Below are 24,231 nucleotides of genomic sequence, written 5' to 3' on the forward strand. Positions count from 1 at the left end.
CCTATCTCTTCCGGGCGCGGTTACAGCGTCAGGCTGTAACCGCGCCGCCGTTGATGTCGATGACCGAACCGGTGATGAATCCACCGGCATCGGAGACGAGATACGGGATCACTCCCGCGATCTCGTCGGGACGGCCGAGCCGACCCATCGGGATGCGACTCGTCATCGCAGCTTCGCCGTCGCCTCCGGACTCGACGAAATAGTCCGCAAGGTGCTCGGTCCCGATGGTTCCGGGGTTGACCACATTCGCAGTGACCCCGTGGGCGGCGACCTCGAGCGCAAGCTGGCGGGTGAAGCCCACGAGCCCGGATTTGGCGGCGACATAACCGATGGCGTTGTCGCGCTGCGGCGCCGTCGTGACGATCGACCCGATGTTGACGATGCGTCCCCACCCGCGCTCGATCATTCCTGGTAGTACCGACTGGCACAGCAGGAACGGCACCGTGAGATTGACAGCAAGGTGGCCATTCCACTCGTCCGCAGTCGAGTTGAGCGTGTCGACCGGCCGGGTGAATCCGCCGGCATTGTTGACCAGGATGTCGACCGCGTTGACCGTCTGCAGCAGTGTAGTCCGGCCCTGCGCGGTTGTCAGATCACTTGCGCACCCTCGGACCCGGCCCGGTGCCCTCTTGTCGAGTTGGTGCACCTTCTCTTCCACCTGCGTGGGGTTGCGGGCACACACGACGACGGTTGCGCCATGATCGAGCAGCGTCGCGGCGATCGCGGCGCCGATACCGCGGCGTGCGCCTGTCACCACTGCGACCCGGTCGGTCAGATCGAGTGCTGTCATCGGGCATCGACCCGTCCGCCCGGCTTGGCGATGCCGCGGATGGCCAGGCCGCTGTCCACGGACACCAGGGTGCCCGTCATCGCGGCCGACTCGGCGCGCGATGCCAGCATCGTGAATACACCGTCGTAGGCAGAGACCGGCGCGACCTCTTGAGTCGGTAGCGCCCGATCGGTCCCGTCGAGTACCGAGTCGGTGATCGCCTGGCCGAGCGATTCGGTGCCGCGCAACCGAGTCGGGGCGACACCGGGCGCGACACCGTTGACGCGCACGTCCGGCGCGAACTCGTAGGCGAATTGGCGGATCAGACCGTGCACGGCATGCTTGGAGGCGGTATACAGCGAGCCACCTCCGGCTGCGTTGGTACTCGCGAACGACCCGGTGAGGATTACGCTGCCTCGTGATGCGACGAGTGCGTCGAGGCAGGCCCGCACGCCGAGCATCGGCGCGAGCACGTTGACACCGAAGAGCTCGTCGAACGCCTTGGGTAGCTGCTCACCTGTGATGTCCTCAAGACCGCGCGCGCCGTCGGTGATACCGGCGTTGCCGACGAAAACATCGATCTTGCCCCAGGTGTCCAGCGCGGTCTGCGCCGCAGTCGTGTTGCCCGACCAGGTGGCAACATTCGCGACTACGGGTACTACCGCGTCCCCGAGCTCGGCCGCGAGGTCGACGACTGTCGCGGCGATGTCGACGGCGACTACTCGCGCGCCCTCGGCCACGAACCGCGTGACGACCGATCGGCCGATTCCGGCACCGGCGCCGGTAAAGACGACAACCTGATTGTCCAGTGCACCCATGTGACTTCTTCTCCATTCTTCATCGATTCGCCGGGCGTGTGTCGTGGAGACCCGCGGCCGGGTGGTGTTTCTGGGGGTGGTCAGTAAGGAAGCCGGGCGCGTGCCTGCTCTCGTACAACCCGTTCGGACTCGGGCAGCGTGAACAGGGTCAATTGCCCCGTCTCCGGGGTCATGAGCTGGAGACACTGCTGCTCCCACGGTGTGTCGGTCATCGTGCCCGAGCGTGTGGCTCCGGCATCCTCGAGTCGTCGTGCGAGGTCTTCGATCACTGTGTCGTCGCGGACCTCGATGCGTAGGGCATGGTCGGCGTTCAGTCGTACTCCGGTCTCCGCGTCGTCGACGAAGTCCCACTGCGACTCATCGAACAGTTCGAGCGCGGCGGGAGCCACACCGAATAGCACGCCGCGCTGGCCTCCCGGGTGGACCCACTCATCGACGATCGGCAATCCCAGACCATCACGATAGACGCGCACTGCCTCGTCGAGGTCGTTGACCTTCAAACAGATCCGCATCTCGTCGAACCGACGTGCGGTGTTCGCGGGATGCATCGCAGGCCGGCTGATCAAGGCATAGATGTTGCCGTCGGGTGCACGGAAATGTGACCATGCCGTGCCCCAGGAGTCTTCGACTCCTTTGTGTACCTCACCTATGAAGTCCACACCCCGAGCCTCGAGTTCGGCTCGCACCTCGTACACGTCGTCGACGATGAGGCCCGGCACCGGATGGTCGAAGAACGAGTGGTCGGTGTCGACCGGCTTGAACACCTCGAACGCCGTTCCATCGGCGAATGAGAAAACGACCGCATTCTTCTGGTCGAGGGTCATGGTGAGTCCGAGTTTATCCGCGACGAATTCGCGCATCTGCTCGAAGTTCGAGGTGCGGGATCCGACCCACCCCATTCCGTAGACCTTCACGTGATGTTCCTTCCAAAGAGGCCGTGCAAGCAAATTCGGCTCGTTCGCTCGAGGGAGTCGAATGGTGTTGTACGAGGGTGGACCGCGTCAAGGGCCCGAGTTGAACGATGCACGTCACTCTGCCGCGGAAATCAAGTCGGGGCCCTTCCGCGTGGACTCTGTGGGCCGGCCGGAGCGCGGTCGTGAGGATCGAGTCAGCAGGTACACAGAGGCGTAGGCCACGACGGACAACACGAGGACGATGAGCTGAGCCGACTGGTTCAGGATCGCTGGGACAGTGGGTGTCTCGATCAAAACGACGCCGATCACGGACGGCACGAGCCAGGCCACGAGCCCCCAGGAAAGCTGAGGCGCACGAGAGCAATCCGATTCCGCCAGGGTGTAGCGGCGGTCGGTGCGGCTGAGTACGACATGAGTGAACACGATGCCGACCCAGCCAACGATCAGGACGCCTTGCCAGTTCAGTGCCGTCTGTACATAGCTGAACACATCGGTGAGCATCAGCAGGAAGACTGCGATCGAGACGCCGATGACCCATATGAATCGGGGAAAGCGCAATGACGTGAACGTGCTGACGATTCGTTCGAAGTTGGTGGTGCACTGGTAGTAGTTCAAGGTGTTCACCCTGGTCTGAGAGACCACGATAAAGAGCAGACCGGCAAGACCGAGGCTGCCGAGGATTGCCTGTACGACCCCGATTTCGGAGGCTGGCTCGTTGGGCAACACTGTCTGCACCAGATAGATGCCGGCGACGCCGTTGACCACGAAAAGCATCAGATAGAAGACCCAACCGAAGGTGACATTCTCATGGAACTTCTCGTCCCGACGGTCAGCGAACCGCGCGAAATCGACGGTCGTCGGCATGGTGATGAAAATGCCCATGTAGAGAACGAACCCGAGAACCCAGCCGGGAAGTGTCCGGGCCTCGGACGGCACGAGGCCGGTGAAGTTGAGCCACGCCGAATCGCCGCCGAATTTAATGTACGCGGCGACAAGAGTCGCGACTAGGCCGAGACCGTAGAACGGGAGCAGTAAGCCGTTGAGCTTGGCCATCCAGGATTGAACGCTTCCGAGCATCAGGGGGAGCATCGCGACCACCACCACCGCGTACCAGATCCGGATGTCTCCGATTCCGAAGTACGACTGGAACGCCACTGCCAGGGTGCTGCTCTCGAAAAGCGCGTAGTACAAGGTGGTAGCAGCGATCAGAAGTGACGTCACCAAGGCGCCCCATCGTCCGAACATGGGGATGGTCAGCAGATACGTGTTGAGCCCGGAACGGATTCCGAGGCGGACCATGACGATATTGCCCACGCTGTACACCACTGCTGCAAGGACGACCGCCCCGATCGCATTCATGGTTCCATACAGCGACGCCGCGAGCGCACCGTAGAACAGCCATACCATCGCACTCAGCAACGACCAGAACGACATGGTGATCTGCCATCGACCGAGTCGCACCGAGATCGGCACCGCGGTGGTACTGAAGTTTTCGTCGGGATCGATCTCACCGGTGCGGTCGGATGGGACCGAAGGAAGTGCAGGCACGCAGGCCTCCAAACTGTATACATAAGTGGATTCAAAATTAGTGTAGCGGGAATCACTCCCCGATCAAGGGGTGCCGGTGAGGAATCTGCGAGCCACCGGATCTCGACCCGGGTGATGCCTCAGCGGCACACAAAAAGACCGATACGCAGTATCGTTGGGAAAACTGTATGCAAATTGCAGCGGCTCGAGTGACCTTCGATCGGAGAATTCATGGCAACGGCAGGACGCGTCCGCGCAGGTACAACGGTGGACGATGTGTATGCCGCACTGCGCGAACGCATCATCGACGGCACGTATCAGCCGGGCCTGAGGATGTCCCAGGAGCAGCTGGCGACCGACTTCGAGGTGAGCCGCACCCCGTTGCGCGAAGCACTCCAACGCCTCGAATCGGACGGGCTCGTCGTGGCCTACGCGAACCGGGGAATGCACGTCGCACCCATCGTGAACTCGGAGACCGAGCAGAGCTATGCCCTGCGCGTGCTCGTCGAGCCCCCGACCATCGCTGCCGTCTCATCGAACCTCACCGAGGAAGACATCGCGGATATGGAGCTGCTGCTCGACGAGATGCGAGACCATCGAGCCCACAGCCGACGGTTTCAGGAAGCCCATCAGCGCTTCCACGATGTGGCGCTGCGCCGGTACCCGAGCTACTTCCGGCAGCTGATCGATCAGCTGCATACGAGAATCTACCGGCATCAACGGGTCTATCTCTCTCACCAGCGAACACCCGACGACTTCATCGAGGTGGATGCCGATCTCCTCAACGCCGTCAGAATCGGCGACTCCGGGCAGGTGCGTCGCATCATGGAGTTTCATCTCATCGACGCGGCGATCGGCCTCGTCCTCGACGCCGACCCGGATCACTGCTTCGAGTCGCTCCTCGTCGCCTTGGAAGGACGACAGATCGCCATCGATCACCACCCCGACGGGCGAATCGACCGGCCCACCGAGATCCGCTGGACGTCGGGTGAACAGGTGGATGTGCCCGACCGCGCGACGCAGAACCTCATACTGCGACCGCCCTACTGACACCGGATCACACCAGGCGGGCGGTGAAGAACGCCGAATGGATCGCGTCGAACACCCGGCCGGGTGTGCCGGCCGAGCCCACCACCCGCACATCGAGACCCGCCGCGCGCAGATCTGCGACGAATCGAGGATCCGCATCGGCCCGGCCGAGCGCGAGGACCACGGAATCAGCGACCACGAGTTCTATGGTGGCCTCACTGATTACGTGCACGCCGGAGCTGTCCACGGCCGTCACCCGCGCGCCGGTGCGCACGTCGACGCCCGCCGCCGCCAAGAACAGCGGCAGCCTCTCCTGATCGGTGAACACTTCATCGCCTGCCAACAGCTGGGGTCCCGCCTCGAGGATTGTCACGTTGACCCCGTCCATTTCGGACAACCGCAGCGCCGCTTCACAGCCCTGCAGCCCACCGCCGACCACCACTACCGTGCCGCTGAGCGGTCGGCCCGCTCGGACGTCACCTGCGTAGAGCACACCCGCCGAGGAAGACACCGGGAAATCGGCCTGACGCGGCGGCGCTCCGGTGGCGACAACCACCGTGTCGAAGCCGGCGCCCGTCAGCGCCTCGACCTCCACGTGTTCTGCAGCGATCTCGATTCCGCGGCGCTCGACCTCGTACACGAGATGGCGGAGCAGCCCCGACAGATCCTGCTTGACCGTCGAGTCCTGCGCGTGGGCCAGCGACCCACCCAACTCACCCGGCTCGAACACGGTGACCTCATGGCCGCGATCGTGGAGCACCGCAGCGCTGCGCAGGCCGGAAGGCCCGCCACCGACCACCGCCACTCGCTTGCGGGTGTCGCTCGGCAGCACCGGGAACCGGCCCTCTTCTGCGACGTGCGGATTGACACTGCACCCGGCACTGCGCCCGCGATTGAGGCCACGATGCAGGCATCCGTCGTTGCAGCGGATACACGGGGTGATCTCCAGTACTCGTCCTTCCCTGGCTTTTCGGGCCCAGTCCGGGTCGGCGAGCATCGCCCTACCGAGTGAGACGAAATCCGCGGAGCCGGACGCGATGATCTCGTCTGCGACCTCAGGTGTCACCAGCGAGCCGGACGCGATAACCGGGATCGACACGGCCTCCTTGATCTTCTCCCAACCCCACCGATGCGGCGCGCGCACCTGATACCAGGGGCTGACCTCCCACTCCATCCCGGCGTGATGGCCACCGGAACAGTGGAGTACGTCGACACCGTGCGCTTCGAGCAGGCGACACAGCTCGACGGTCTCTTCGATGGTGATCCCGTCCGGTTCGTAATCGCTCACCGACAAACGGATGCTCAGCGGGAAATCTCGCGGCACCGACGCCCGGATCTCGTCCACGATGCGCAACAGCAGTCGTGCACGGTTCTCGAAGCTGCCACCGTACTCGTCGTCGCGCCAGTTCGTGTGGGGGGACAAGAAATTGGTGATGAGATAACCGTGGCCCGCATGTACTTCGACCAGGTCGAATCGGGCGGCCCACGCCCGGGCCGCCGCCGCGCCGAACGACTTCACCACCGCATCGATTTCTTCGACCGTCATCGGCGTCGGGACCACGCCGTACTGCCCTTCCACGTCGGACCAGGACGAGGCGGTCGCCGATTTGATCGGTGCGGTGCCCAGAAACTTCTGCCGACCCCCGTGCGCGATCTGCAGTCCCACCTTCGCACCGGTCGAGTGCACCTCGTCGGCCAACCACCCCAGACCCGGGACATGCTCGCGACAGGAGTTCCCGAGTTGGTTGTGGATGGCCTTCGACGCATCGTCGTCGATATGGCTGTACTCGACCATCACCAGCCCCGCGCCGCCCTCACCCAGCCGGCGATAGTGGTTGACGGTTCGTTGGCTGACGGTCCCATCCGAATTGGACGTGGCAGTACTCTGCGGTGATTTCAGGATTCGGTTGGGGATCTCGATGGAGCCGATCCGACCGGGTGTGAACAACGCGGGAAACTTCACTGAGACTCCATGTGACGACAGGCGCCCGACGGCGCTTCGGAGGAACTGCAGGAGTAGGTGCGGTCAGGGAGCGAGCAACGCACCAGCGCGGGGCACCACCGGGTCGAGACCGAGCCGGCTCAGAATCCGCCATGTGGTTGCCGCAGCCGCGGACACCACCGGAATATCGAACTGCTGCTGTACGGCGTCGAGGACCGGTAGCGACGGCATCTGCACGCAGGCGCTGAGCACGAGCGCATCGGCCCCACTGATATCGACCCGGCGGACGTGTTCGAGCAGGTTTTGCGGATCGAGTCGTCCCACCGCGAGATTGTCGGGCACCTCGAGCGAAAGCGAATCCACTACGTTGAAGCCCTCGTGTTCGATGTAGTCGCAGACAGTGGCGGTCAGCGGCTTCATGTACGGCGTGACGACCGCGATGTTCTTGACTCCGAGATGTGCCAGCGCCTCGGTGAGAGCGCCGGCCGAGGACAGGACGGGAATCTCGGTACCACTCTCCTGCCGCGCGACCGCCGACAACTTCGATTCCGACTCGGAGTGATATCCGCGCCCCTGCGACATGATCGCTACCAGGCAGGCGTAGGCCATGGCGTCCACGCGCGCGTCGGCGAGTTCGGCCGCGCACCGCAGCGAATCGGCGTCCATTGCCGCAAGTTGTTCGGGCGTGACGTGCTGCATTCGCATCCTCGAAGAGTGGAATGTGAACCGGTCAGGACGAATTTCCTCACGCGCGCGGAGCATCGCCGGGATTTCCGTCTCCATCGTGGTGTTCGAACTCGGCACGATCATGCCGATGCGGTAGTTGGAAGTCATTGTGTTTACCTCGATTCGGTGGGTGTCTACGACGCTGCCGGCAGGTAGTCGGCGGTCGTGACGAGATTGGTTGTTGCCAGCACTGGGGCATCGGAGTCACCTCGCCAGCCGATTCGGGCGGACTCGCCCGCACGCAGCCGATCGAAATCATCAAGCGTGATCCCCATTCCCTTCAAGGTCGTTGTCAAGGAATCGAACTCATGGTCGGTGTCGATGGACATGATCATTCCCAGCGCTGTGTCGAGTAGGTGGAACTCGAGTACCGACCTGGCCCGAAGGCTGTCGCGGTTGCGGATCGCATCGAGAAACAGGGTGTCGGTTGCAGTGATGTCACCCACCGCGGCAGGCCGTTCGAAATACATTCGTTGGTGCCTGTCGATCACGGTGAGGTGGGACTCGATCACGTCCTGCATTCCATTCGGAAACCTGTCGAGGATCACCCGGTGGTACCGCCAGTGCGCCAATTGGAAATCTCGCGGCGAAATGCGGGAATCCTCCATGTCGGCGAGCGCAGCCGCCATGGCATCGGCGTCCGCATCGGTGACCTCGTCCAGTACCGCCGAGATCAGAGCCGGCTCGACCAGGAGCCGCGCCGAGTACGAATCCTCGACATCACGCAACCGGATCGGTGCAACGACCACACCGCGGTTCGCCTGATTGACCACCAGGTTCTCTGCCTCGAGCCGCCGCAGCGCTTCGCGCAACGGTGTCCGCGACACGGCGAGCTCCTCGGCAAGACGCACCTGCGACAGGTTGACGCCGGGGCGATATGTCCCCGACAGGATCCTCTCGCGTAGTAGGCAATACGTCCGATCGACGGTGTCGCCCCGCCGTGGCGCCGACACATCTGGGTCGCTGCCGACCTGCTTCGCAGCGACCACGGTCAATGGTCCGCTGAACCGAGCCGTGTCGCGATGAGTCCGGTGAAGAACTCCGGCTGCTGATCCGCAAGGACCTCGAGCGCCATCGGATCCAGGAGGATCCGTGCCTCCGTCCTCGGTACGTAGATTTCGAGGCGTTCGCCGTTCCGGGTGGACACCTTCCGGAACTGCACACCCGTGAACTCGTTACCGACCCCGTTCCACGGCTCGGCATCGACGACACCGCGAGGAAGATCCTGTGGACCATGCTGTTCAGTCATCGCGCCGGCTCCTTCTGTTCGATCGGGATACGAATGACGTCCGGTTCACCGGCGTAGACCCGCGGGTCGCGCCGACCGGAGAGGACGGGCAGCTTCGTGCGCGCACGCTCGACTTCACCGAGGTCGAGTTCGACGACCTGCACCCCCTCGGCCGATTCTCCGAGGTCGGCGAGGATATCGCCCCACGGCCCCACCACCAGCGCATGCCCGTAGGTGGCAAAAGCGTCCGTGTAGTCGGTTGTCGGTGAATGCACCGTGGCCGGGGCGACGACGAACGCGTGATTCTCGATCGCCCGCGCCCGCAGTAACGTATGCCAGTGGGCTTCGCCCGTGGTCTGGGTGAATGCCGCCGGAACGAGCAGAACCTCGGCGCCCGCCGCAGCGAGAGCACGGAACAGTTCAGGAAAGCGGACGTCGTAGCAGATTGTCAGCCCCACCCTGATCCCGTCGATCTCGACCACGACGAGTCTGTCACCGGGTTGCTCTACCGACGACGCCTCGAACGACTGCCCGTCGATGTTGGCATCGAAGAGGTGCAGCTTGTCGTAGCGCGCAACGACCGAGCCCTCGGCGTCGATAACTACGGCGGAGTTGAATATTCCTTCATCAGTGCGGTTCTTCATTCCGCCGAGCACGATGACGACGCCGATGCGCCGCGCCTGCTCGCGCAGTGCAAGTACCGGAGTGGAGCCCACGCTCAACGCGGCTTCACGCATCTCGGCGTTGGTGCCCAGAATCAATCCGTTCTCCGGCAGCACCACGACGGAGGCTCCGTCGGCTGCTGCGCGCTCGATCACACGGGCTGCCTTCTCCAGGTTCGACCCGATGTCAGTGGTCGGATGCCACTGGGTCACACCCACTTTCAGCGTTCGAGGCGATGTGATCACGACCGACCCACCTCGGAAACCAATGCGCCGGAACGCTCGCGCGCGTCCTCGAGGTCCATGTCGACCACGGTCCAGCCACCGCCGGATGCCTCCATCGGCTCGTAGGCATAGACGTTGCCTCGAACAGCCGGTCCGACAACGCCGAGCATGATCATCCAGTTCAGGATTTCGTACTGGCCGTGCTCGAGCAGCGGGAAGGGTTCGAGCGAACATATCTCGAGGCCACGACCGCTCTGGAGCAACTGCAGGATGTAGGTGTCGAATTCGGTGTCGACACCGCCGAAGTGTCCCGGGTCTAGCCAGTGCGACAGTCCGCCCGTGGCGAGGAAGGCAACCTTGAGCCCGGAGCTCTCGATCGCGCCACGCATCGCCTCACCGAACCGTCGAGCATTGAACGGCGAGAAGCTCCGGGCCGGCTGGGTGATCACCGGGATGACCGGCAGATCGGGCCGGGGCAGGAGCAGTCGCAGCGGTACGACGAGTCCGTGGTCGAGGTCGACGCGTGGCGCCGCTTCCACTTCGAGGCCGCCGGCCCGGACCGCATCGACGAGCGACCGTGCGAACTCGGGATGTCCGGTCAGGTCGAGGTCCAGATCGGGTCGCTTGAAGAACTCCATCGAACCGGTGTGCCCCTCACCGACGCCGAGCACGAAGTGGCCGGTGTCGAAGCTCTGGAAGTGGCAGTCCGCAGAAACGAGGATGACGTCGGGGTCCGCCGCGGCGAGGTCTGCCGCGAGCTTCGCGTAGCCGGCGAGCAAGCGCGCCACAGCATCGTCTGGATCGATTTCCGGCCGGGCCAGGAGATCCGGGACGTGGGAACATCCGCCCGCGAACACCAGGTTCCGCGGAACATCCGGCGTCGGCAGCGGTATCGACTCGTCCACCACGAATCCGCCGGAACTCGAGGTGTCACCGAGGTCGTCGTTGAACCAGCGGCTGACGAGAATCGTCAGCCCGTCGCCGAGGCCGATCGACCGCAACCGATCGCGATCACCGGCGAGGATAGTCGACGCCCATTCCTCTTCGATGCCCAGCAGTTCCGGTGCGCGCGACGGTGCCGCTTTCACCTCGGCCAGCAGATCGCTGTCGCGTGCCATCGCGAGAATGGCGGCTTCGATCCTGCTCTTGTCCATGTCGATCACGTCTTTCTTCATCGATCAGGTTCGGGTCGAATGTGTCAGTCGGTGACAAGCTTGCCGTCGCGGACCACCGCGACGCCGTCGATCTCGACGGTGCAGCCGCGCATCGGGATGTCGAGGTGTGCCGGGGTCTCGCGGTCCGCGAAGCGATTCGACCCGGTCGACCACATGAAGTTGCCGGCAGTGGAACGCAGTTCCTGGCCGTACAGGGTGCGTGGATCGTAGACGTCGAACGCCGACCATCGGGCGCGTTCGAGCAAGCCCCAACCCATGTGGCTCAGCGCCCAGACCTCACTGTCGTTCCACGCCTCGAAGTAGTCGTTGAGGAGATGCGCGTCGGCACCCTCTCCGGAGATGCTCTTGATGAAGCCCTTCTCCACCTCGAGGGTGACGGTGTCGCGGACGTAGCGCTGCCACGGGATGAGGGCGTCGCCCGGTTGCAGGACGATCCGGCCTTCCGCTGTGCGGTCCTGAGGGAAGCATGCGACGAAACCCGAGGGCCAGTGGTCCCAGCGTCCGGGCTCGTCGACGTACCCCCACTGGTGGGTGATTGGCAGGTCCTCGCCCGAGATATCGGCGGTGAGATCCATGCCGGCGGCATTGGTGACGCGGAGGGTACTTCCCGAGCGCAGGCGGTTGCCGCCACTTTCGACCGCGGAGCGCAGGTCGATGTTGCCTGACAAGCGTTCGAGTACGTCATTGGGCTCGGCGACGAACAGCATTCGCTTGCCGTTGCCGGTGATCCGGGTGCGGACGTCGGAGTGGATCAGCCCGCCGACGGTGACATCGACGACGAAGTCGCATTCGCCCGCAGCAGCCAGGAGCGGCGCGACCTCCCGCCCGTCGGCCACGTAGGGCGGGAGGTTCGGGTTGGACAGGCTGGAGGCATGGAGGACGAGCACACCGGCTCCGAGTTGCCGGGCGGCAGCTACCGCAGCGGCGACGTACTCGTCCTTCTGCCCGAGTTCTGCGATGATGCCGACAGTTTCGTCTGCTGTGACCTTGCACAGCGTGAACTGTTCGACGAAGTTCTCGGTCAGGGTGTTCGGCATTTCTGCTCCTTGTATGAGTTCTATCCGGCTCGGTTGTCAGTGCGCGGCGCGCACTGCGCCGCCGTCCACGGACAGGGACGTGCCGGTGATGAATGCGGCCCGCGGAGAGGCCAGGAACGCAACGGTGTCCGCGATCTCGCTGGCCTCCGCCCACCGGCCCATGGGGATGTCCTGCACCACTTTCGCGATCTCGGCGTCGACCGTGGTGCCGTTGTTGCGTGATTTCATCTCGACGATGCCCTGCATCCGGTCGGTTCCCGTCGCACCGGGCATCACCTGGTTGACTCGCACACCGTCGCCGGCCACTTCGCTCGACAACGTCTTCACGAACGCGGATGCCGCGGAGCGGTACGACGCGGAGAGTACGCCACCGGCTGCCGGCTGCCGTACCCACGTGGATGACATCAGGACGATCGAGCCGCGACGCTGCGTTTGCATCTGTCGTGCTGCCGCGATCCCGAGCTGGACGATCGGGCGCAGCAGCAGGTCATGAGCTTTCTGCCAATCCGACCACGACGTGTCCAGAGCAGAGACGATGGGTGGGCCGGGCGTGTTGAGCACCGCGACGTCGAGGCTTCCATATTGTTCGACGACAGTATCGACGAGGGTGGCCGTCGCCGCGGCATCACCGAGGTCGGCCTCGATGGGGACGATGTGTCCTTCACCGAGATCTTCACGTTCCGTGCCGACGCTGCGCGCCGCCACGACGACGGTCATCCCCTCCATCGCGAGACGCTCGGCGGTCGCGCGGCCGATACCTCGCGATGCAGCGGTGACCAGGGCGATGCCTTTGTCCAGTCCGAGATACACGATGAACTCCTTCGAAAACTATGGTGTGTGGAGACTCAGAAAATTTCGCGGATTGCCTGCTCAGGGCATAGTGAAATAGCTCGGCGCGCCTTGTCCTGGTCGCGTTCCGGAACTGTTCCGTCTCCGGCAGCAGCGGCATAGCCCCACTCGTCCGAGCGGAAAACCGACGGGCACACGTCGAAACAGATGCCGTACCCGTCGCACTTGGTTGCGTCGACAGCGACTTTCATGACCTCGGTCTTGTGCTCGACTTTCACGGCAGCACTCCTTTGCTCGAGTTCTCTTCCCGGCGAGCGAGTTCGGCTCCGGCAGTACGCGCAAGCGTGAATGCCCCGTCGGCGAAGCCGCATGCTCCGCGTCCGGGAGTCGTCGTTCCCCAGCGCATCAGGTTATGCCGGTGGGCGGGGTCGTGACTGCCGCTGAGGACCTGCCGGAAGGCGCGGGCGATCGCGTTCGTGCCGCTCACACAGATTCCGCACTGCATCGCGGATTCCTGCCGGAACCAGGCACTGAGTTCACCGGCGATCTCGATGATGTCGTCATCGGGACCCAGGACGGTGACCGCGGCGCAGCCGAGGCCACTACCGGCGGCGCGAACCGCATCGTAGCAGCAGTGCAGAGCGCTGTGGTCGCCGGTGAGGATGCCGCCGAACCATCCCCCGATCAGCATTCCTGTCATCGTCCCAGCCATCGTGCCTGCGGTGGCAAGGTCGAGTACCGGTCGCCCCAAGGACATTTCGTATACACCTGGTGACGAACACGCGCCGGTGAGCGTGAACAACGCTGTGCCCTTGGATGATCCGCTACCGACCGACGCGAACTCGGTGGCACCGTGCACATGGATCCACGCCGCGTGCGCGAGAGTCTCGACATTGCTGACCAGTGTCGGAAGCCCGTTCACGCCCTGTTGGTAGGGGCGTGGTGGCTTGCTCGTCGGTTTGGCGGGGAAACCGTTGATGGACTGACAGACTGCGGATTCCTCGCCGGCAACGTAGGTGTCCTCCGCGAGGTGCACGCGCAGGCGCACATTCTCGGGCACCAGCCCTGCCGAACGAATCTCCCCGATCGCGCGTTCCACGGCGGCCACGGCCTCCGGATGAGACGCGTACACGAGGGCGTCGTCGGCTCCGACCACCGCGGCGGCCAGGAGCAACCCGTCGAGGACGAGGTGGGGTCGACGAGTGAGCAACCACGTGTCCTTGAGCGAGGCCGGTTCGCCTTCGTGCCCGTTGGCCACGACGACCTTCGGTCCGGCTGCCGCTGCGACCGTGGCCCACTTACGGTGGGCGGGGAAGCCGGCGCCGCCACGTCCTCGCAAGCCCGACCGCTCGAGCTCCGCGAGAAATGCGGGCCCATCGACGGGTTCGCCGAAGAAGCCGAGTTCACGTTCGTTTCGCAATCCCCAGTCTCCGCTGCCGACTCCGGGAAGCACAAGTCTCGGTGGCGTGGATTCGACGACCCGGGCGGGCGTGTCGAGCGAGGGGGCACGGTACAGAGCCCTGTCGATCGCGATTGTCATGGCTTTCCCCTGACAAGGTCGAGTGCTTCGTTGAGTGAGACGACATCGCCGTACTTCGCCTCTATGTCGAAGAGAGACGCGTCGTGCGGTGCTGCTTCGCGATCGCCCACGCATTCGCGGACCACGAACGCGGGAATGTCCGCAGCGCAGGCGTCGACGACGGTGGCGCGAATACAGCCGGAGGTGGTGGCGCCGGTAACGAGGATCGTGTCGACCTCGGCTGCATGGAGCTGCTGCGCGAGGTCGGTGTGTGCGAATGCGGAGGCCGTCTGCTTGATGACGAGCTTCTCATCGGAACGCATCGCCAGTCGCTCGTCGATCCGGGTGCTGCGCTCGCCTTCGCGCAGTCCCGCGAGTGCGGGCATCTTGGCGAGCCAGGTGGCGCCCCTCCCGTCTCCGTCCGCCGGGAATGCGATGGTGGTGAACCACACGGGTATCCCCCGGCTGCGGGCCGCGTCTACCAACGTGCGCGTGTCCGCCACGACCTGGTCGAGATCGAAGCCCGGACCGTACTCGGCTTCAGTGAACCCGTATTGGAGGTCGACCACAACCACGCCGATGTTGTGTCCCGGTGTCAGTCGTCCGAGCAGACCCCCTGCCACATACTTGTCGCGGACGGCGTCATGGGCGGTCAAAACTCGAACTCCGGCCATTCGCCCTGCTCCGCGCGCATCATGTCGGCGTAGAACTGGTACAGGTTGCGTTGGACGCCTTCCTCGTAGCGTGTCCAGTACACCTTTCCGGGGCCAGGCCAGTCGGACACCGGTGTTGCCATGCCGATTCCGGGCATGCCCATCTCGTAGTTCAGCTCGAATCCGAGGAGTTCACCGGCCACCGAACCACCGGTGCGCGTCACCGTGATCCACGGTTCGGTATCGTCCATCTCGAACGACCCGCCGAGCGAGAAGGTGCCGAGGGCCGCGTGGTAGGTCCGCTCCTTCTGCTCGGGTGTCATGTTCTTGTAACCGACGAACCAATTCCAGATCTCGATCTGCCCGGGCCCCTTGGGCTGCCAGGTTCGGATGGTGAGGATGCCGGTCGGTACATGGTTGGCACCGTCCTCGGTCATCGGCAGGGCCAGAATCGAGAAGTTGGGGAACACGTTCCCGACGAACACCCGCGATCGGCGAGCCACCTCGAGTTGTTCGGGTGAGATGTTGACGCTGTCGAAGTGCTTCGAAATCGATTCGGGAAACCCGAAGAAGTTGGGTCCTGGCTCGTCGGCGTACTCGGCCATGGAGAACGACAACGAGTGCCCCGGCGAGGCCTGAATGTGGTACCCCATCATGTTCTCGCTGAACGGGACCGGGAAGGCGCCGATGCTCCACACCGATTTGTGCAGGGTGCCGAGGTGGTAGTCGTCGCCGGAGAAGTTGTCCGCACCGGATTTCCAGTTGGCATCGACGACGAAACGTTGTGGCGCGCCAAGAATTTCGACACCGTCCTTGTCCAGACCGAAGACGAGGTCGAGGTACCAGGCCATGCCCCCGAGGTAAGTCCGCAGCGGTGGGGCAGTCGGGTCGAGGGTCGCGAAGATCAAGCCGTGGAAGGACTCCACCTGGGCCGCCTTGGCGAGACCGTTGTTCTCCTTCGTCATGCCTCCGAGTGCATTTTTCCACAGGGGTGCCCCGACAAGGGATCCATCCGATGAGTATGTCCAGCCGTGATAGGGGCATCGGAAGTGGGAGGAGTTCCCGGAGTCGGATCGGCAGATTTGCACGCCCCGGTGGCGACATGCGTCGAACAGGACGTGGATCTGTCCGTGTTCGTCGCGGGTGACGACGAACGAATCTTCGCCGATCTTGCGGACGACATAGTCGCCGTTCGCTTCGATCTCCGACTCGTGCGCCATGAACACCCAGGCACGGCCGAAGATTCGACGCAGTTCAGCTTGATAGATGTCGGGATTACCGAATATCTCGGCGGGGATCCGGCCGCGTGACAGACCGTCGTCGATGCGGTCCATCACTTCACGGACCGTCGGCTTCAGGGTCGATGCCGGCTTGGTCTCAGGCTGACCTCTGTTGATCACGGGGTTCATGGCTGCACTTCCTGATTTGCGTGTAGGACGAGAAATCGTCAGAAGAAGAGGGCGAAGTTGTGCGTTCCGATGACGGTGAGATCGAGGTAGACGAGCCGCTGGAGCAGCAGCCATCGACCGTCCTCCCGGCGCAGGATGTCGTGGCGCTCTCCCGAGAGAAGCTGCGGAATCGTCTGTTCCTGACGCGTGCGGTAGATCAGGAGATTGCTCCTGACGTCGAGCAGGTCGGGATCCGAGTCAAGGGTCGGTCGGACCCGGATGTTGGTGACGAAGTGGCGCACCCGCGATGGCGGGTCCTCCGCCCAGGCGTACTTCGTCTCCCCGCGGGTGACCCGTGAATCCAGCGACCCGTATGTCTCGTCGAGGTGGAACGTTGACGAGTGGAATCCGCGGCCGCGCGCTCGTTCGACGGTTTCGCGGACCGGAATCCGGTACACGATGTCGCGGCTGACAAGTTCGGTGAGCCATGTGCGCTCGGCGAGACCATCGAGCAACTCGGCCTCGTAGTGCAGGAAATCCGCTGCTTCGGCGTGTCGAGGGTCGGACACGGACAAGGGTCGAGTCACTGTCTCGGGCTGGTTCAGAGCAGTCACCAGACGTCTCCTAACTGGATACACTTTTGGATGCACTTAGGATGACTGGTGATCTGGATTACTGCAAGACCCAATTTGTGAAATCGGAGTTGCTCCTGATCGCAGACCTCTCACCGGCCACCCGCAACTCTCGTATCGACAGCTACGCCTGCCCACCCCGTACCATGCACGCACGCAACCCTGATACAGACCCGCAGCGCTGGTTCGTGGAATTGACCAACGCAATATCCGATCAACCACTCAGGACACTTACGTCAGCAGACCCACAGGTCAGCGTACTGCGAGCGCAGTGAATCGTCTGTAAGTGTTGGCAGTGGCCGGCCCGGGCTGGCTGACAGGATCGGTGTCGTCGCCCTCATCCGCTGTGACTCGTGAATCGTCTTGCCCCCTGCCTGGGGGTACACTTCCCGGGATCTGTCCATCGCTCGAGCGGCGGCGACGCTGGCCCGGTCTCGCTTCGGTGGCTTGATTAGAAGCCTGCCCGACCTGTTTACCCAGGTTGTGGCCCATTACAGGCCTGCCTCGAAGCTCCTTCCGGACCGACGCCGGAACACGACGTCCGCCCGTTGGAAAGGAGAACCGCCGCAATGACCATCGTCGCAGACCACTACCAACACGTCATCGGTGTCGACACACACGCCGCAACCCACACAATGAACGTCGTGACAGCAGCCACCGGCGCGCCAGGGGCGCCGGCGACGTTCCCCGTCAGTGCGGCAGGACTCGACCGTGCTCGGGACTGGATCGCGCGGTCCGTGCTGAGCATCGACCTGGCGAGGCTCCGTACGCCCCGCGCGGATGGCCCGCGTGTGGCGATGCGTGTTCTCGTGGTCGCCCGGGAGCAGATGACCTGCGAGCGCACCCGTGCGATCAATGCATTGACTGCACTCGTCCGCACCGTCGACCTCGGCATTGACGCACGTAAGCCCTTGGCCCACAGCCAAATTTCGACGATCTGCGCTTGACGGCGCCGTGACGAGGACGCCGTGCTGCACACCTGTCGCCACGAGGCGGTCCGGTTGGCGCGGAGAAATCTGCGCGCTCGAGTCCGAGCTTGCCGACAACCGCAAGAAGCTCGATGCCGTCGTCAAGGCCTGCGCCCCGAAACTGGTCGACCTCCCCGGCGTCGGTGCCGTGGTCGCCGCGTCGATCCTCATCGCATGGTCGCACCCAGGGCGTGTCCGCAGCGAGGGGGCTTTCGCGTCCCTCGCGGGGACCTGCCCGATCCCGGCGTCCTCTGGAAACACCATGCGACACCGGCTCAATCGTGGCGGCGACCGGCGCTGGTCGTCCGGGTGAGGACCGATCCGGATACCCGCGCCTACATCGCACGGCGACGTGCGGAAGGTTGCAACACCAAGGAAATCATGTGGTGCCTCAAACGCTACGTGACCAGACAAGTCTTCCGTAAGCGTCACTGCCGTATCGTTTCCTCGGGATGCTTGACAGATATAGAAGTGCCCTATGTCAAGCAGCTGAGAGTTTTCGACTGGTGTGTAGTTGCGGACTGAAGGGGATTTCGTCTTGCCCAGCAGCGCCAGATGATGCGGATCCAGGCGCGTGCAAAGATCCGGATGGCATGAGGGTGTCGACAGCCTTTGGCGATGGCCCGCTGGTAGACGCTCATCGCCCACTCGTCGCCGAGGCGGCTGCCGTTCGCGAAGTCCATGACCCCGGCGCACGACCAACGAAACACGGTTTGTTCGTGTTTGCAGGATTGTCGAGTCGAGGGCGAACCCGAGGGCCCCAGGGAACGCAAGTTCGAGGTTGCACCGGAGCTGGTTCATCACCTGCACACGCATCTCTACGAGCTCCTAGCGAGCCCGGCACATCGCCCGCAATACCTTCCGTCTCCGGGTGATCCTCCCGCAGCGGCCTCCACCGGTGCCCGTCGGTGCGTAGCGTGTCCGCGAGGACGTACGCGTCGAGACGATCATCTTTGTTGCCGGCAGAGCCGTAACGGGTCCGCAAGGCTTTGATCTGACGTGACGGGACAACGAACACCGCGAGGCCGGCATCGATCAATACCTGCACGACCGGCCCGTCGCCGCGCTCGATCGCTACCGTGGCCACCCCATTCTTCCGGAGCCGGGACACCATCGCGCGAAACGCCTGGCTATCGTGTGTGATGTCGAACCGCTCGATCATCTTGCCGGCGCTGTCGAGGACACATACCGCGTGACGTTCAGCGGCCCAGTCGATCCCAGCTACCGCACTTGGTTCCTGCATACGCACCTTCTCCGCATCGTCGGGATGCTTCACCAGGTGGAAGGCGTTGGTGCTGGTCGCTCACTGCAAGGCGCTCGAAGCGCATGGCCCTATCGCCAGTCTCAACGCCGGGCCGCCGGGTCCTGCGGAACTCCTATTGGCCCTCGAAGGGCGAGCATCCACAGCAGTGGCCCAGCGGCTACCGGGTTCAGCACCCACCACCCTTTCAAAAGGCAGTCGGTACGACCATGGTTGTTCAGTGAGCATCCCGGAGTGACGGTAGCGGCGATCACGAGCAGCCCGTCCCCCAGTCTGCGGCCCTTCTTGACGTGTCGGATGATCACAGCGTCTCACACCGTGGCAGACAACGAACTGAGACGAGGTGGATATGCCCGTTCGAGTGTGGTGGGTGTTGCCGGGGGTCCTGACAACGCCCCACCAACGCTGCCTCGGTCTTGGATCGGTTCCCCGCTTTGTCAGCGTCACTGCGACGGCATAGCGATGCCATCGAGGGCTCCGGTCATCCCTTGCATCGCTGAATCGTACGCGAACGGAGTCTCCCGCCGAACCCGTCGACCGGGCTTCTACGACGTGCGCCCTCACCGAGGTGAGGGCGGCGCTTGCTTTTTCAAGCCGAGCTCTACAGTGGCCTCACCGAGGTAGCGACGTGCGTTTCCGTGGAGGATGGCCGCGGTTTGTGCTTCCGTGAGGAAGTCGGAGCGTCGTACAACCTCACCTGCTGGTCGCTCGCCGAGCGGATACGGGTAGTCGGAGCCGACCATCACCTGGCTGCTGCCGAGTGTTTCCACCAAATTGCGCAGCGCGCTGGGATGAAACACCACCGAGTCGACGCTGAAACGGTCGAGGTAGTGCGACGGTGGTAGCGCGGATTTTGCAATCAGGTCCGACCGCTGATGCCACGCGTTCTCGAAACGCCCAAGCCAGAAGCTGAAAGATCCACCGCCATGGGCGAAACAGATGCGCAGGGAGAGTGGAATCCGGTCGAACACGCCACCGAGAATCATCGCAATGATCGAGAGGTGAGTCTCCGATGGCATGCCTGTGAGCCACCGTGCCATCCAGCGGTCGAGTCGAGGCGAATCGGGCATGTCCCAGGGATGAACGAACACCGGGACGTCCAGAGCTGCCGCGTGCTGCAGGAAAGTCACAATTCCTGCGTCGTCCAAATCTCGGTCACCGACATGGTTCCCGATTTCGACGCCCCGATGTCCTGCCTGAACGGCACGTTCAAGTTCTCGACATGCCGCGTCAGTGTCCTGGAGCGGGACCTGGCAGAACGGGACAAGCCGTGGGCCCACCGGTGCACACATCTCGATGGCGAGATCGTTGAAGATTCGTGCGATCTTCTCGCCCTCACGTGGGGATGCGTCGTAGTTGAAGAACACCGGAGTCGGTGACACGACCTGAATGTCGATGTTGTCGGCATCCATATCGCGAAGCCGGATGTCAGGGTCCCAGCATTCGGCCCCGATCGGTCTGAACTCCCGTGAGTCGATCATGATCATCGCGTCACGCTCGCTGTCGATGCGCAGCCAGGGCTTGCCAGCACCCAGATCCGGCCACTGGCGAGGAACCGAGTGGGTATGGATATCAATCGCGCCCATGTCTACCCCTTCCCAGGATGCAGCGCACCGCAGTTGCCGCAGGTGCGGGCTTCTTCCGAGTCGTAGAATTCCTGGAAGACCGGCGGCAGATCCTCGACGATGTGACGAACCTGAAGTTCGATCTCATGGACGAGGTGATTGCACTCCGGGCAGAACCAGTTGAACTTCTCGAGGGTGCCCTCCTTTCGGATGCGCTCGATGACGATGCCGATCGAGCCCGGCTCAGGACGCTGCGGGGAGTGGTACAGATTCCGCGGAAGCAGCCACATCTCGCCTTCCCGGAGGTCGATGCGCTGTGGGCCGTCCTTGGTCATGAGGTTGATGTGCATATCGCCCCGATACTGGTAGAACCACTCCTCGTACGGGTCGAGGTGGTAGTCGGTGCGTTCGTTCGGACCGCCGACCACTTGGACGATGAAGTCGCCCATGGGTTCCCACATCTGCGCGTTGTTCACCGGCGGCTGGAGTTCGTCTTCGTGCTCCTTGATCCAGCGCTCGAAGTCGAAGACAGGCGGTATGGCGGTCATGGTCAGCTCCTTGTCGGAAGCCAGGCAACAGCCTGAATCTCAATGAGTAGGTGTGGGTGCGGGAGTTGATGGACAGCGACTGTGGTTCTCGTCGGCCCGTCTTCGTCGAAGTAGCTTCCGTAGACCTCGTTGTATCCGCCGAAGTCATTCATGTTGACGAGATACGTCGTGATCTGAACAAGATTGCTCAGATCTGCTCCGACCGTGCGAAGGATGTCTGAGATGTTCTCGATCACAGCGCGTGTTTGAGTTCGAATGTCGAGATCGACCACCCCGAGATGGTCAACTTTCACGCCTTCGAAAGAGTTGTCGGGTCGACGACTACTGGTGCCGGAAACGTAGACCAGGTTGCCGACCACCTTCACGTGGGGGAAGCGTCCGCGAGGAGTGGCTTTTCCTTCGATGACTTTCGACTCAACCATGGCTGCGTGCATCTCCTGTCCGGACCGAGACGGTGCCCAGCCCGTAGACCATGGCGCGGTACGAGTGCCCGACCGTGATCGGTGCGGCGGGCGTCGCCGCGCCGGCGAGCAGTATCGAGCCGGCTGTGATCTCGTGTCCATAGGTGGCCGACATGCGCTGTGCTGCGGCGATGGCTTCCCATGGATTGCCGAGGATGTCAGCGGTGGTGCCCTCGGCGATCACGTCGTCGTCCTCGAAGAGGAAGACAGGTTGCTTGCTCAGATCGAGGCGTCCTTCGACCTTTTCGACCGGCACCCAGTTGCCGATGACGAATGCCGATGCCGACGTGTTGTCGGCAACCACGTCCTCGAGGCTGAACTTGAAGGCCTCGAATCGGCTGTCTATCACTTCGAGCGCCGGAGCAATATGAGTCACGACTGGGGTGGTATCCGGATCGTTCTGGCCGCCAGCGGGATGACCGAACAGGAATGCGACCTCGGGCTCGATTCGGGGGTGAACGCCTCGCGTGAGATCGATTTCACCGCCGTTCGATACTCCCATGGAGGAGGTCAAGGTTCCGATGATGATGTCGGATACGCCCATTTGTTCGGCTTTGGCTCGACTGGTGAAGCCGAGTTTGACCCCGACTGTGCTCTCGCCGCGATCTTTCCGAAGGGAAATGCCCGCGTGCTGGACAGCGTAGGCGTCGGTCAGATCGAGGTCGGCTTGCTCGGCGACCTGTGGGATGGCCTGCCCGCTGTCTGTTGCGTCGGCGAGTTTCCGAGCAATCTGCACGAATTCGGTGTGGTGCACAGCTTTCCTCACTTTAGTGAACTCGGTCATCACAACTGCACGCACACGTTGGTGGGCTCGGAGTAGAAGTGCAGCGAGTGCATTCCGCCCTCACGCCCGATTCCTGAGAGTCCAACTCCACCGAACGGTGAGCGCAGGTCGCGCAGATACCACGTGTTGACCCATGCCATCCCCACTTTCATTTGCTGGGCTACCCGGTGACCGCGCTGTAGATCGGTCGTCCATACTGCTGCGGCCAAGCCGTATTTGGTGTCGTTTGCCATGCGGATGGCTTCTTCTTCGGTGTCAAAGGGGATCAGTGCTGCCGCCGGTCCGAAGATCTCCTCGCGGACCACTCGACTGCTGTTGTCCAATCCGGTCCACAGTGTCGGCTCGACCCAGGCTCCCCTCTCGAGGTCCTGCCCGAGTTGTGGGATGCCCCCACCTACGACCGTGTTGGCCCCCTCGCTGCGTGCAAGATCGAAGTAGGAAAGCACCTTCTTGCGGTGTTCTTGGGAGATGAGGGGACCGGTGGTGGTTTCCGGGTTCATCGGGTCGCCGAGAGTGAGTTGCCGGGCCCGTTCGGTGAGGCGTTCGACGACCGTCTCGAAGATTGGCCGCTGAATGTACACCCGTTCGGTGCACAAACAGACCTGCCCGGTGTTGAGGAAGATCGAACGGGTCAGGCCGTCGATTGTCTTGTCCAGATCGCAATCCGCGAAGACGAGGGCTGCGTTCTTACCGCCCAGTTCGAACGACACGGGTCGGACCGATGGTGCAACGGCTCGCATGATGGCCGAACCGGTCGACGATTCACCAGTGAAGGTCACGCCGTCGACGTCGGGATGCGTGGTCAGGTACTCGCCGGCGGAGTCCACTCCGAAGCCGTGGACGACGTTGTACACGCCATCGGGCAGGCCGGCTTGAGTCATGATCTCGGCGAGCAGTGTCGCGGTCGAGGGTGTTTCCTCGGACGGTTTGACGACCACCGCGTTGCCGCAGGCGAGTGCCGGTGCGAGTTTCCATGTCAGCAGTAGAAGGGGCAGGTTCCAGGGGACAATGACTGCCACGACGCCAAGTGGTTTCCGAACTGCATAGTTGAGCGCTGAGCTCCCGTCGGACAGGTCAGTGAGAAAGGAATCCAGGCCGGCGCTGGAAATGATGTCCGCGAAAGCACGGAAGTTGTGTGCTGCGCGAGGGACATCGAGTTCACGCACCAGTTTCTCGGGTTTTCCGGTGTCAGCGATCTCGGCTGCCACGAGATCTTCGAATCGCTCGTCGATGACGTCCGCGATACGACGTAGTAGCTCCGCTCTCGTGGTGACCGGCATCGATGCCCAGGGGCCGGTCAACGAGGCGCGGGCCGCACTGACTGCCTGATCGACAACGCTCTGGTCGGCCTCGTGCACCTGGACGTTGACCGAGCCATCGACAGGATTGACCTTGTCGAAGACCCGCCTACCCGGAACGCGTTGGGCACCGACCACATTGAGGATCTCCGTCTTCGACGGGACAGACGTGTTCTGACCGTAGGACTGCACGGCATGTTCGTCTAGTGTCATTACATCACCTTCTATGCACAGATGGGTATAAGCCGAGGGCTTGGGTAGTCGAGTTGCCCGCCCTGTGGGATGTGTTCTGCGTCAAGTCCGAGTCGCCCCC

25 protein-coding genes and 1 pseudogene are annotated in these 24,231 nt (G+C 63.2%); 3 read left to right on the plus strand and 23 right to left on the minus strand.

Going from position 1 to position 24,231, the window contains the following annotated elements:
* Positions 1-28 precede the first annotated feature (28 nt).
* The 4 genes from ACSYG9_RS08160 to ACSYG9_RS08175 form a co-directional block, all read right to left on the minus strand.
* Positions 29-790 (minus strand): SDR family NAD(P)-dependent oxidoreductase, encoded by a 762-nt coding sequence (locus tag ACSYG9_RS08160; protein WP_454842019.1) that lies wholly within the window; start codon positions 788-790, stop codon positions 29-31.
* On the minus strand, positions 787-1,587 hold the full coding sequence (locus ACSYG9_RS08165; RefSeq protein WP_454842021.1) for an SDR family NAD(P)-dependent oxidoreductase: 801 nt from the start codon (positions 1,585-1,587) through the stop codon (positions 787-789). Before ACSYG9_RS08165 ends, ACSYG9_RS08160 begins: the two co-directional genes overlap by 4 nt.
* Positions 1,588-1,667: 80 nt before the next feature.
* Positions 1,668-2,501, minus strand: a complete 834-nt coding sequence (locus ACSYG9_RS08170; protein WP_440126689.1) for a VOC family protein — start codon at positions 2,499-2,501, stop codon at positions 1,668-1,670.
* Between the two features lie 114 nt (positions 2,502-2,615).
* Complete coding sequence (locus ACSYG9_RS08175) at positions 2,616-4,049, minus strand: purine-cytosine permease family protein (protein WP_454842023.1); 1,434 nt, start codon at positions 4,047-4,049, stop codon at positions 2,616-2,618.
* 210 nt (positions 4,050-4,259) lie between these two features.
* Between ACSYG9_RS08175 and ACSYG9_RS08180 the strand changes: the two genes are divergently transcribed.
* The gene (locus ACSYG9_RS08180; protein ID WP_454842025.1) at positions 4,260-5,078 is read left to right on the plus strand and encodes a GntR family transcriptional regulator; all 819 of its coding nucleotides are present in this window, start codon (positions 4,260-4,262) and stop codon (positions 5,076-5,078) included.
* A 7-nt stretch (positions 5,079-5,085) separates the two neighbouring features.
* Here the strand turns inward: ACSYG9_RS08180 and ACSYG9_RS08185 are convergent, their stop codons facing one another.
* The 13 genes from ACSYG9_RS08185 to ACSYG9_RS08245 form a co-directional block, all read right to left on the minus strand.
* Positions 5,086-7,020: an oxidoreductase gene (locus tag ACSYG9_RS08185; protein WP_454842027.1), complete on the minus strand. Its 1,935-nt coding sequence runs from the start codon at positions 7,018-7,020 to the stop codon at positions 5,086-5,088.
* A 63-nt stretch (positions 7,021-7,083) separates the two neighbouring features.
* Positions 7,084-7,833 (minus strand): maleate cis-trans isomerase family protein, encoded by a 750-nt coding sequence (locus tag ACSYG9_RS08190; protein ID WP_440126692.1) that lies wholly within the window; start codon positions 7,831-7,833, stop codon positions 7,084-7,086.
* 26 nt (positions 7,834-7,859) lie between these two features.
* Entirely contained in the window at positions 7,860-8,714 is an 855-nt protein-coding gene (locus ACSYG9_RS08195) for a GntR family transcriptional regulator (protein ID WP_454842029.1), read from the minus strand.
* Positions 8,715-8,716: 2 nt separating this feature from the next.
* A complete protein-coding gene (locus tag ACSYG9_RS08200; RefSeq protein WP_054804878.1) occupies positions 8,717-8,974 on the minus strand; it encodes a hypothetical protein in 258 nt (85 codons plus the stop codon).
* A complete protein-coding gene (locus ACSYG9_RS08205) occupies positions 8,971-9,861 on the minus strand; it encodes a carbon-nitrogen hydrolase family protein (RefSeq protein ID WP_454842030.1) in 891 nt (296 codons plus the stop codon). The genes ACSYG9_RS08200 and ACSYG9_RS08205 overlap by 4 nt, the downstream gene beginning before the upstream one ends.
* Entirely contained in the window at positions 9,858-10,994 is a 1,137-nt protein-coding gene (locus tag ACSYG9_RS08210) for a DODA-type extradiol aromatic ring-opening family dioxygenase (RefSeq protein ID WP_454842031.1), read from the minus strand. Before ACSYG9_RS08210 ends, ACSYG9_RS08205 begins: the two co-directional genes overlap by 4 nt.
* Positions 10,995-11,038: 44 nt before the next feature.
* Positions 11,039-12,052, minus strand: a complete 1,014-nt coding sequence (locus ACSYG9_RS08215; protein ID WP_454842032.1) for a hypothetical protein — start codon at positions 12,050-12,052, stop codon at positions 11,039-11,041.
* A 36-nt stretch (positions 12,053-12,088) separates the two neighbouring features.
* A complete protein-coding gene (locus ACSYG9_RS08220) occupies positions 12,089-12,862 on the minus strand; it encodes an SDR family oxidoreductase (RefSeq protein ID WP_440126698.1) in 774 nt (257 codons plus the stop codon).
* A gap of 35 nt (positions 12,863-12,897) precedes the next feature.
* Positions 12,898-13,119: a ferredoxin gene (locus tag ACSYG9_RS08225; protein WP_440126699.1), complete on the minus strand. Its 222-nt coding sequence runs from the start codon at positions 13,117-13,119 to the stop codon at positions 12,898-12,900.
* The gene (locus ACSYG9_RS08230) at positions 13,116-14,381 is read right to left on the minus strand and encodes an NADH-ubiquinone oxidoreductase-F iron-sulfur binding region domain-containing protein (RefSeq protein ID WP_054804879.1); all 1,266 of its coding nucleotides are present in this window, start codon (positions 14,379-14,381) and stop codon (positions 13,116-13,118) included. Before ACSYG9_RS08230 ends, ACSYG9_RS08225 begins: the two co-directional genes overlap by 4 nt.
* Positions 14,378-15,016, minus strand: coding sequence for an isochorismatase family protein (locus ACSYG9_RS08235; RefSeq protein WP_440126701.1), 639 nt, complete (start codon positions 15,014-15,016; stop codon positions 14,378-14,380). The genes ACSYG9_RS08230 and ACSYG9_RS08235 overlap by 4 nt, the downstream gene beginning before the upstream one ends.
* Positions 15,013-16,422, minus strand: coding sequence for a Rieske 2Fe-2S domain-containing protein (locus tag ACSYG9_RS08240; RefSeq protein WP_440126702.1), 1,410 nt, complete (start codon positions 16,420-16,422; stop codon positions 15,013-15,015). Before ACSYG9_RS08240 ends, ACSYG9_RS08235 begins: the two co-directional genes overlap by 4 nt.
* A gap of 38 nt (positions 16,423-16,460) precedes the next feature.
* Complete coding sequence (locus tag ACSYG9_RS08245; protein ID WP_440126703.1) at positions 16,461-17,015, minus strand: 3-phenylpropionate/cinnamic acid dioxygenase subunit beta; 555 nt, start codon at positions 17,013-17,015, stop codon at positions 16,461-16,463.
* Between the two features lie 587 nt (positions 17,016-17,602).
* Between ACSYG9_RS08245 and ACSYG9_RS08250 the strand changes: the two are divergent.
* Positions 17,603-18,526 (plus strand): annotated as a pseudogene (locus tag ACSYG9_RS08250) (transposase).
* A 112-nt stretch (positions 18,527-18,638) separates the two neighbouring features.
* Here ACSYG9_RS08250 and ACSYG9_RS08255 read toward each other — a convergent pair.
* From ACSYG9_RS08255 to ACSYG9_RS08275, 5 genes are all read right to left on the minus strand, one after another.
* On the minus strand, positions 18,639-19,244 hold the full coding sequence (locus tag ACSYG9_RS08255; protein WP_440126704.1) for an IS110 family transposase: 606 nt from the start codon (positions 19,242-19,244) through the stop codon (positions 18,639-18,641).
* Between the two features lie 578 nt (positions 19,245-19,822).
* Entirely contained in the window at positions 19,823-20,848 is a 1,026-nt protein-coding gene (locus ACSYG9_RS08260) for an amidohydrolase family protein (RefSeq protein ID WP_440126705.1), read from the minus strand.
* Between the two features lie 2 nt (positions 20,849-20,850).
* Entirely contained in the window at positions 20,851-21,375 is a 525-nt protein-coding gene (locus ACSYG9_RS08265; RefSeq protein WP_054804887.1) for a 3-hydroxyanthranilate 3,4-dioxygenase, read from the minus strand.
* 2 nt (positions 21,376-21,377) lie between these two features.
* Positions 21,378-21,797, minus strand: coding sequence for a RidA family protein (locus tag ACSYG9_RS08270; protein ID WP_440127592.1), 420 nt, complete (start codon positions 21,795-21,797; stop codon positions 21,378-21,380).
* Positions 21,790-22,212 carry a hypothetical protein gene (locus ACSYG9_RS08275; protein ID WP_440126706.1) on the minus strand — a complete coding sequence of 141 codons (423 nt, stop codon included), beginning with the start codon at positions 22,210-22,212 and terminating at the stop codon, positions 21,790-21,792. The genes ACSYG9_RS08270 and ACSYG9_RS08275 overlap by 8 nt, the downstream gene beginning before the upstream one ends.
* Between ACSYG9_RS08275 and ACSYG9_RS08280 the strand changes: the two genes are divergently transcribed.
* Positions 22,204-22,656 carry a hypothetical protein gene (locus ACSYG9_RS08280; RefSeq protein ID WP_454842035.1) on the plus strand — a complete coding sequence of 151 codons (453 nt, stop codon included), beginning with the start codon at positions 22,204-22,206 and terminating at the stop codon, positions 22,654-22,656. The two genes, ACSYG9_RS08275 and ACSYG9_RS08280, sit on opposite strands and share 9 nt — an antisense overlap.
* Here ACSYG9_RS08280 and ACSYG9_RS08285 read toward each other — a convergent pair.
* Positions 22,620-24,131, minus strand: a complete 1,512-nt coding sequence (locus ACSYG9_RS08285) for a 2-hydroxymuconic semialdehyde dehydrogenase (RefSeq protein WP_454842036.1) — start codon at positions 24,129-24,131, stop codon at positions 22,620-22,622. The two genes, ACSYG9_RS08280 and ACSYG9_RS08285, sit on opposite strands and share 37 nt — an antisense overlap.
* Positions 24,132-24,231: the final 100 nt, after the last annotated feature.

It is taken from the genome of Rhodococcus sp. SJ-2, assembly GCF_053750035.1.

Coding starts and splice junctions, on each gene's coding strand:
- ACSYG9_RS08160 (WP_454842019.1), bottom strand. CDS start 790: ATGACAGCACTCGATCTGACCGACCGGGTCGCAGTGGTGACAGGCGCA.
- ACSYG9_RS08165 (WP_454842021.1), bottom strand. CDS start 1,587: ATGGGTGCACTGGACAATCAGGTTGTCGTCTTTACCGGCGCCGGTGCC.
- ACSYG9_RS08180 (WP_454842025.1), top strand. CDS start 4,260: ATGGCAACGGCAGGACGCGTCCGCGCAGGTACAACGGTGGACGATGTG.
- ACSYG9_RS08190 (WP_440126692.1), bottom strand. CDS start 7,833: ATGACTTCCAACTACCGCATCGGCATGATCGTGCCGAGTTCGAACACC.
- ACSYG9_RS08200 (WP_054804878.1), bottom strand. CDS start 8,974: ATGACTGAACAGCATGGTCCACAGGATCTTCCTCGCGGTGTCGTCGAT.
- ACSYG9_RS08210 (WP_454842031.1), bottom strand. CDS start 10,994: ATGGACAAGAGCAGGATCGAAGCCGCCATTCTCGCGATGGCACGCGAC.
- ACSYG9_RS08215 (WP_454842032.1), bottom strand. CDS start 12,052: ATGCCGAACACCCTGACCGAGAACTTCGTCGAACAGTTCACGCTGTGC.
- ACSYG9_RS08230 (WP_054804879.1), bottom strand. CDS start 14,381: ATGACAATCGCGATCGACAGGGCTCTGTACCGTGCCCCCTCGCTCGAC.
- ACSYG9_RS08240 (WP_440126702.1), bottom strand. CDS start 16,422: ATGAACCCCGTGATCAACAGAGGTCAGCCTGAGACCAAGCCGGCATCG.
- ACSYG9_RS08255 (WP_440126704.1), bottom strand. CDS start 19,244: ATGCAGGAACCAAGTGCGGTAGCTGGGATCGACTGGGCCGCTGAACGT.
- ACSYG9_RS08260 (WP_440126705.1), bottom strand. CDS start 20,848: ATGGGCGCGATTGATATCCATACCCACTCGGTTCCTCGCCAGTGGCCG.
- ACSYG9_RS08265 (WP_054804887.1), bottom strand. CDS start 21,375: ATGACCGCCATACCGCCTGTCTTCGACTTCGAGCGCTGGATCAAGGAG.
- ACSYG9_RS08270 (WP_440127592.1), bottom strand. CDS start 21,797: ATGGTTGAGTCGAAAGTCATCGAAGGAAAAGCCACTCCTCGCGGACGC.
- ACSYG9_RS08280 (WP_454842035.1), top strand. CDS start 22,204: ATGAGTCACGACTGGGGTGGTATCCGGATCGTTCTGGCCGCCAGCGGG.
- ACSYG9_RS08285 (WP_454842036.1), bottom strand. CDS start 24,131: ATGACACTAGACGAACATGCCGTGCAGTCCTACGGTCAGAACACGTCT.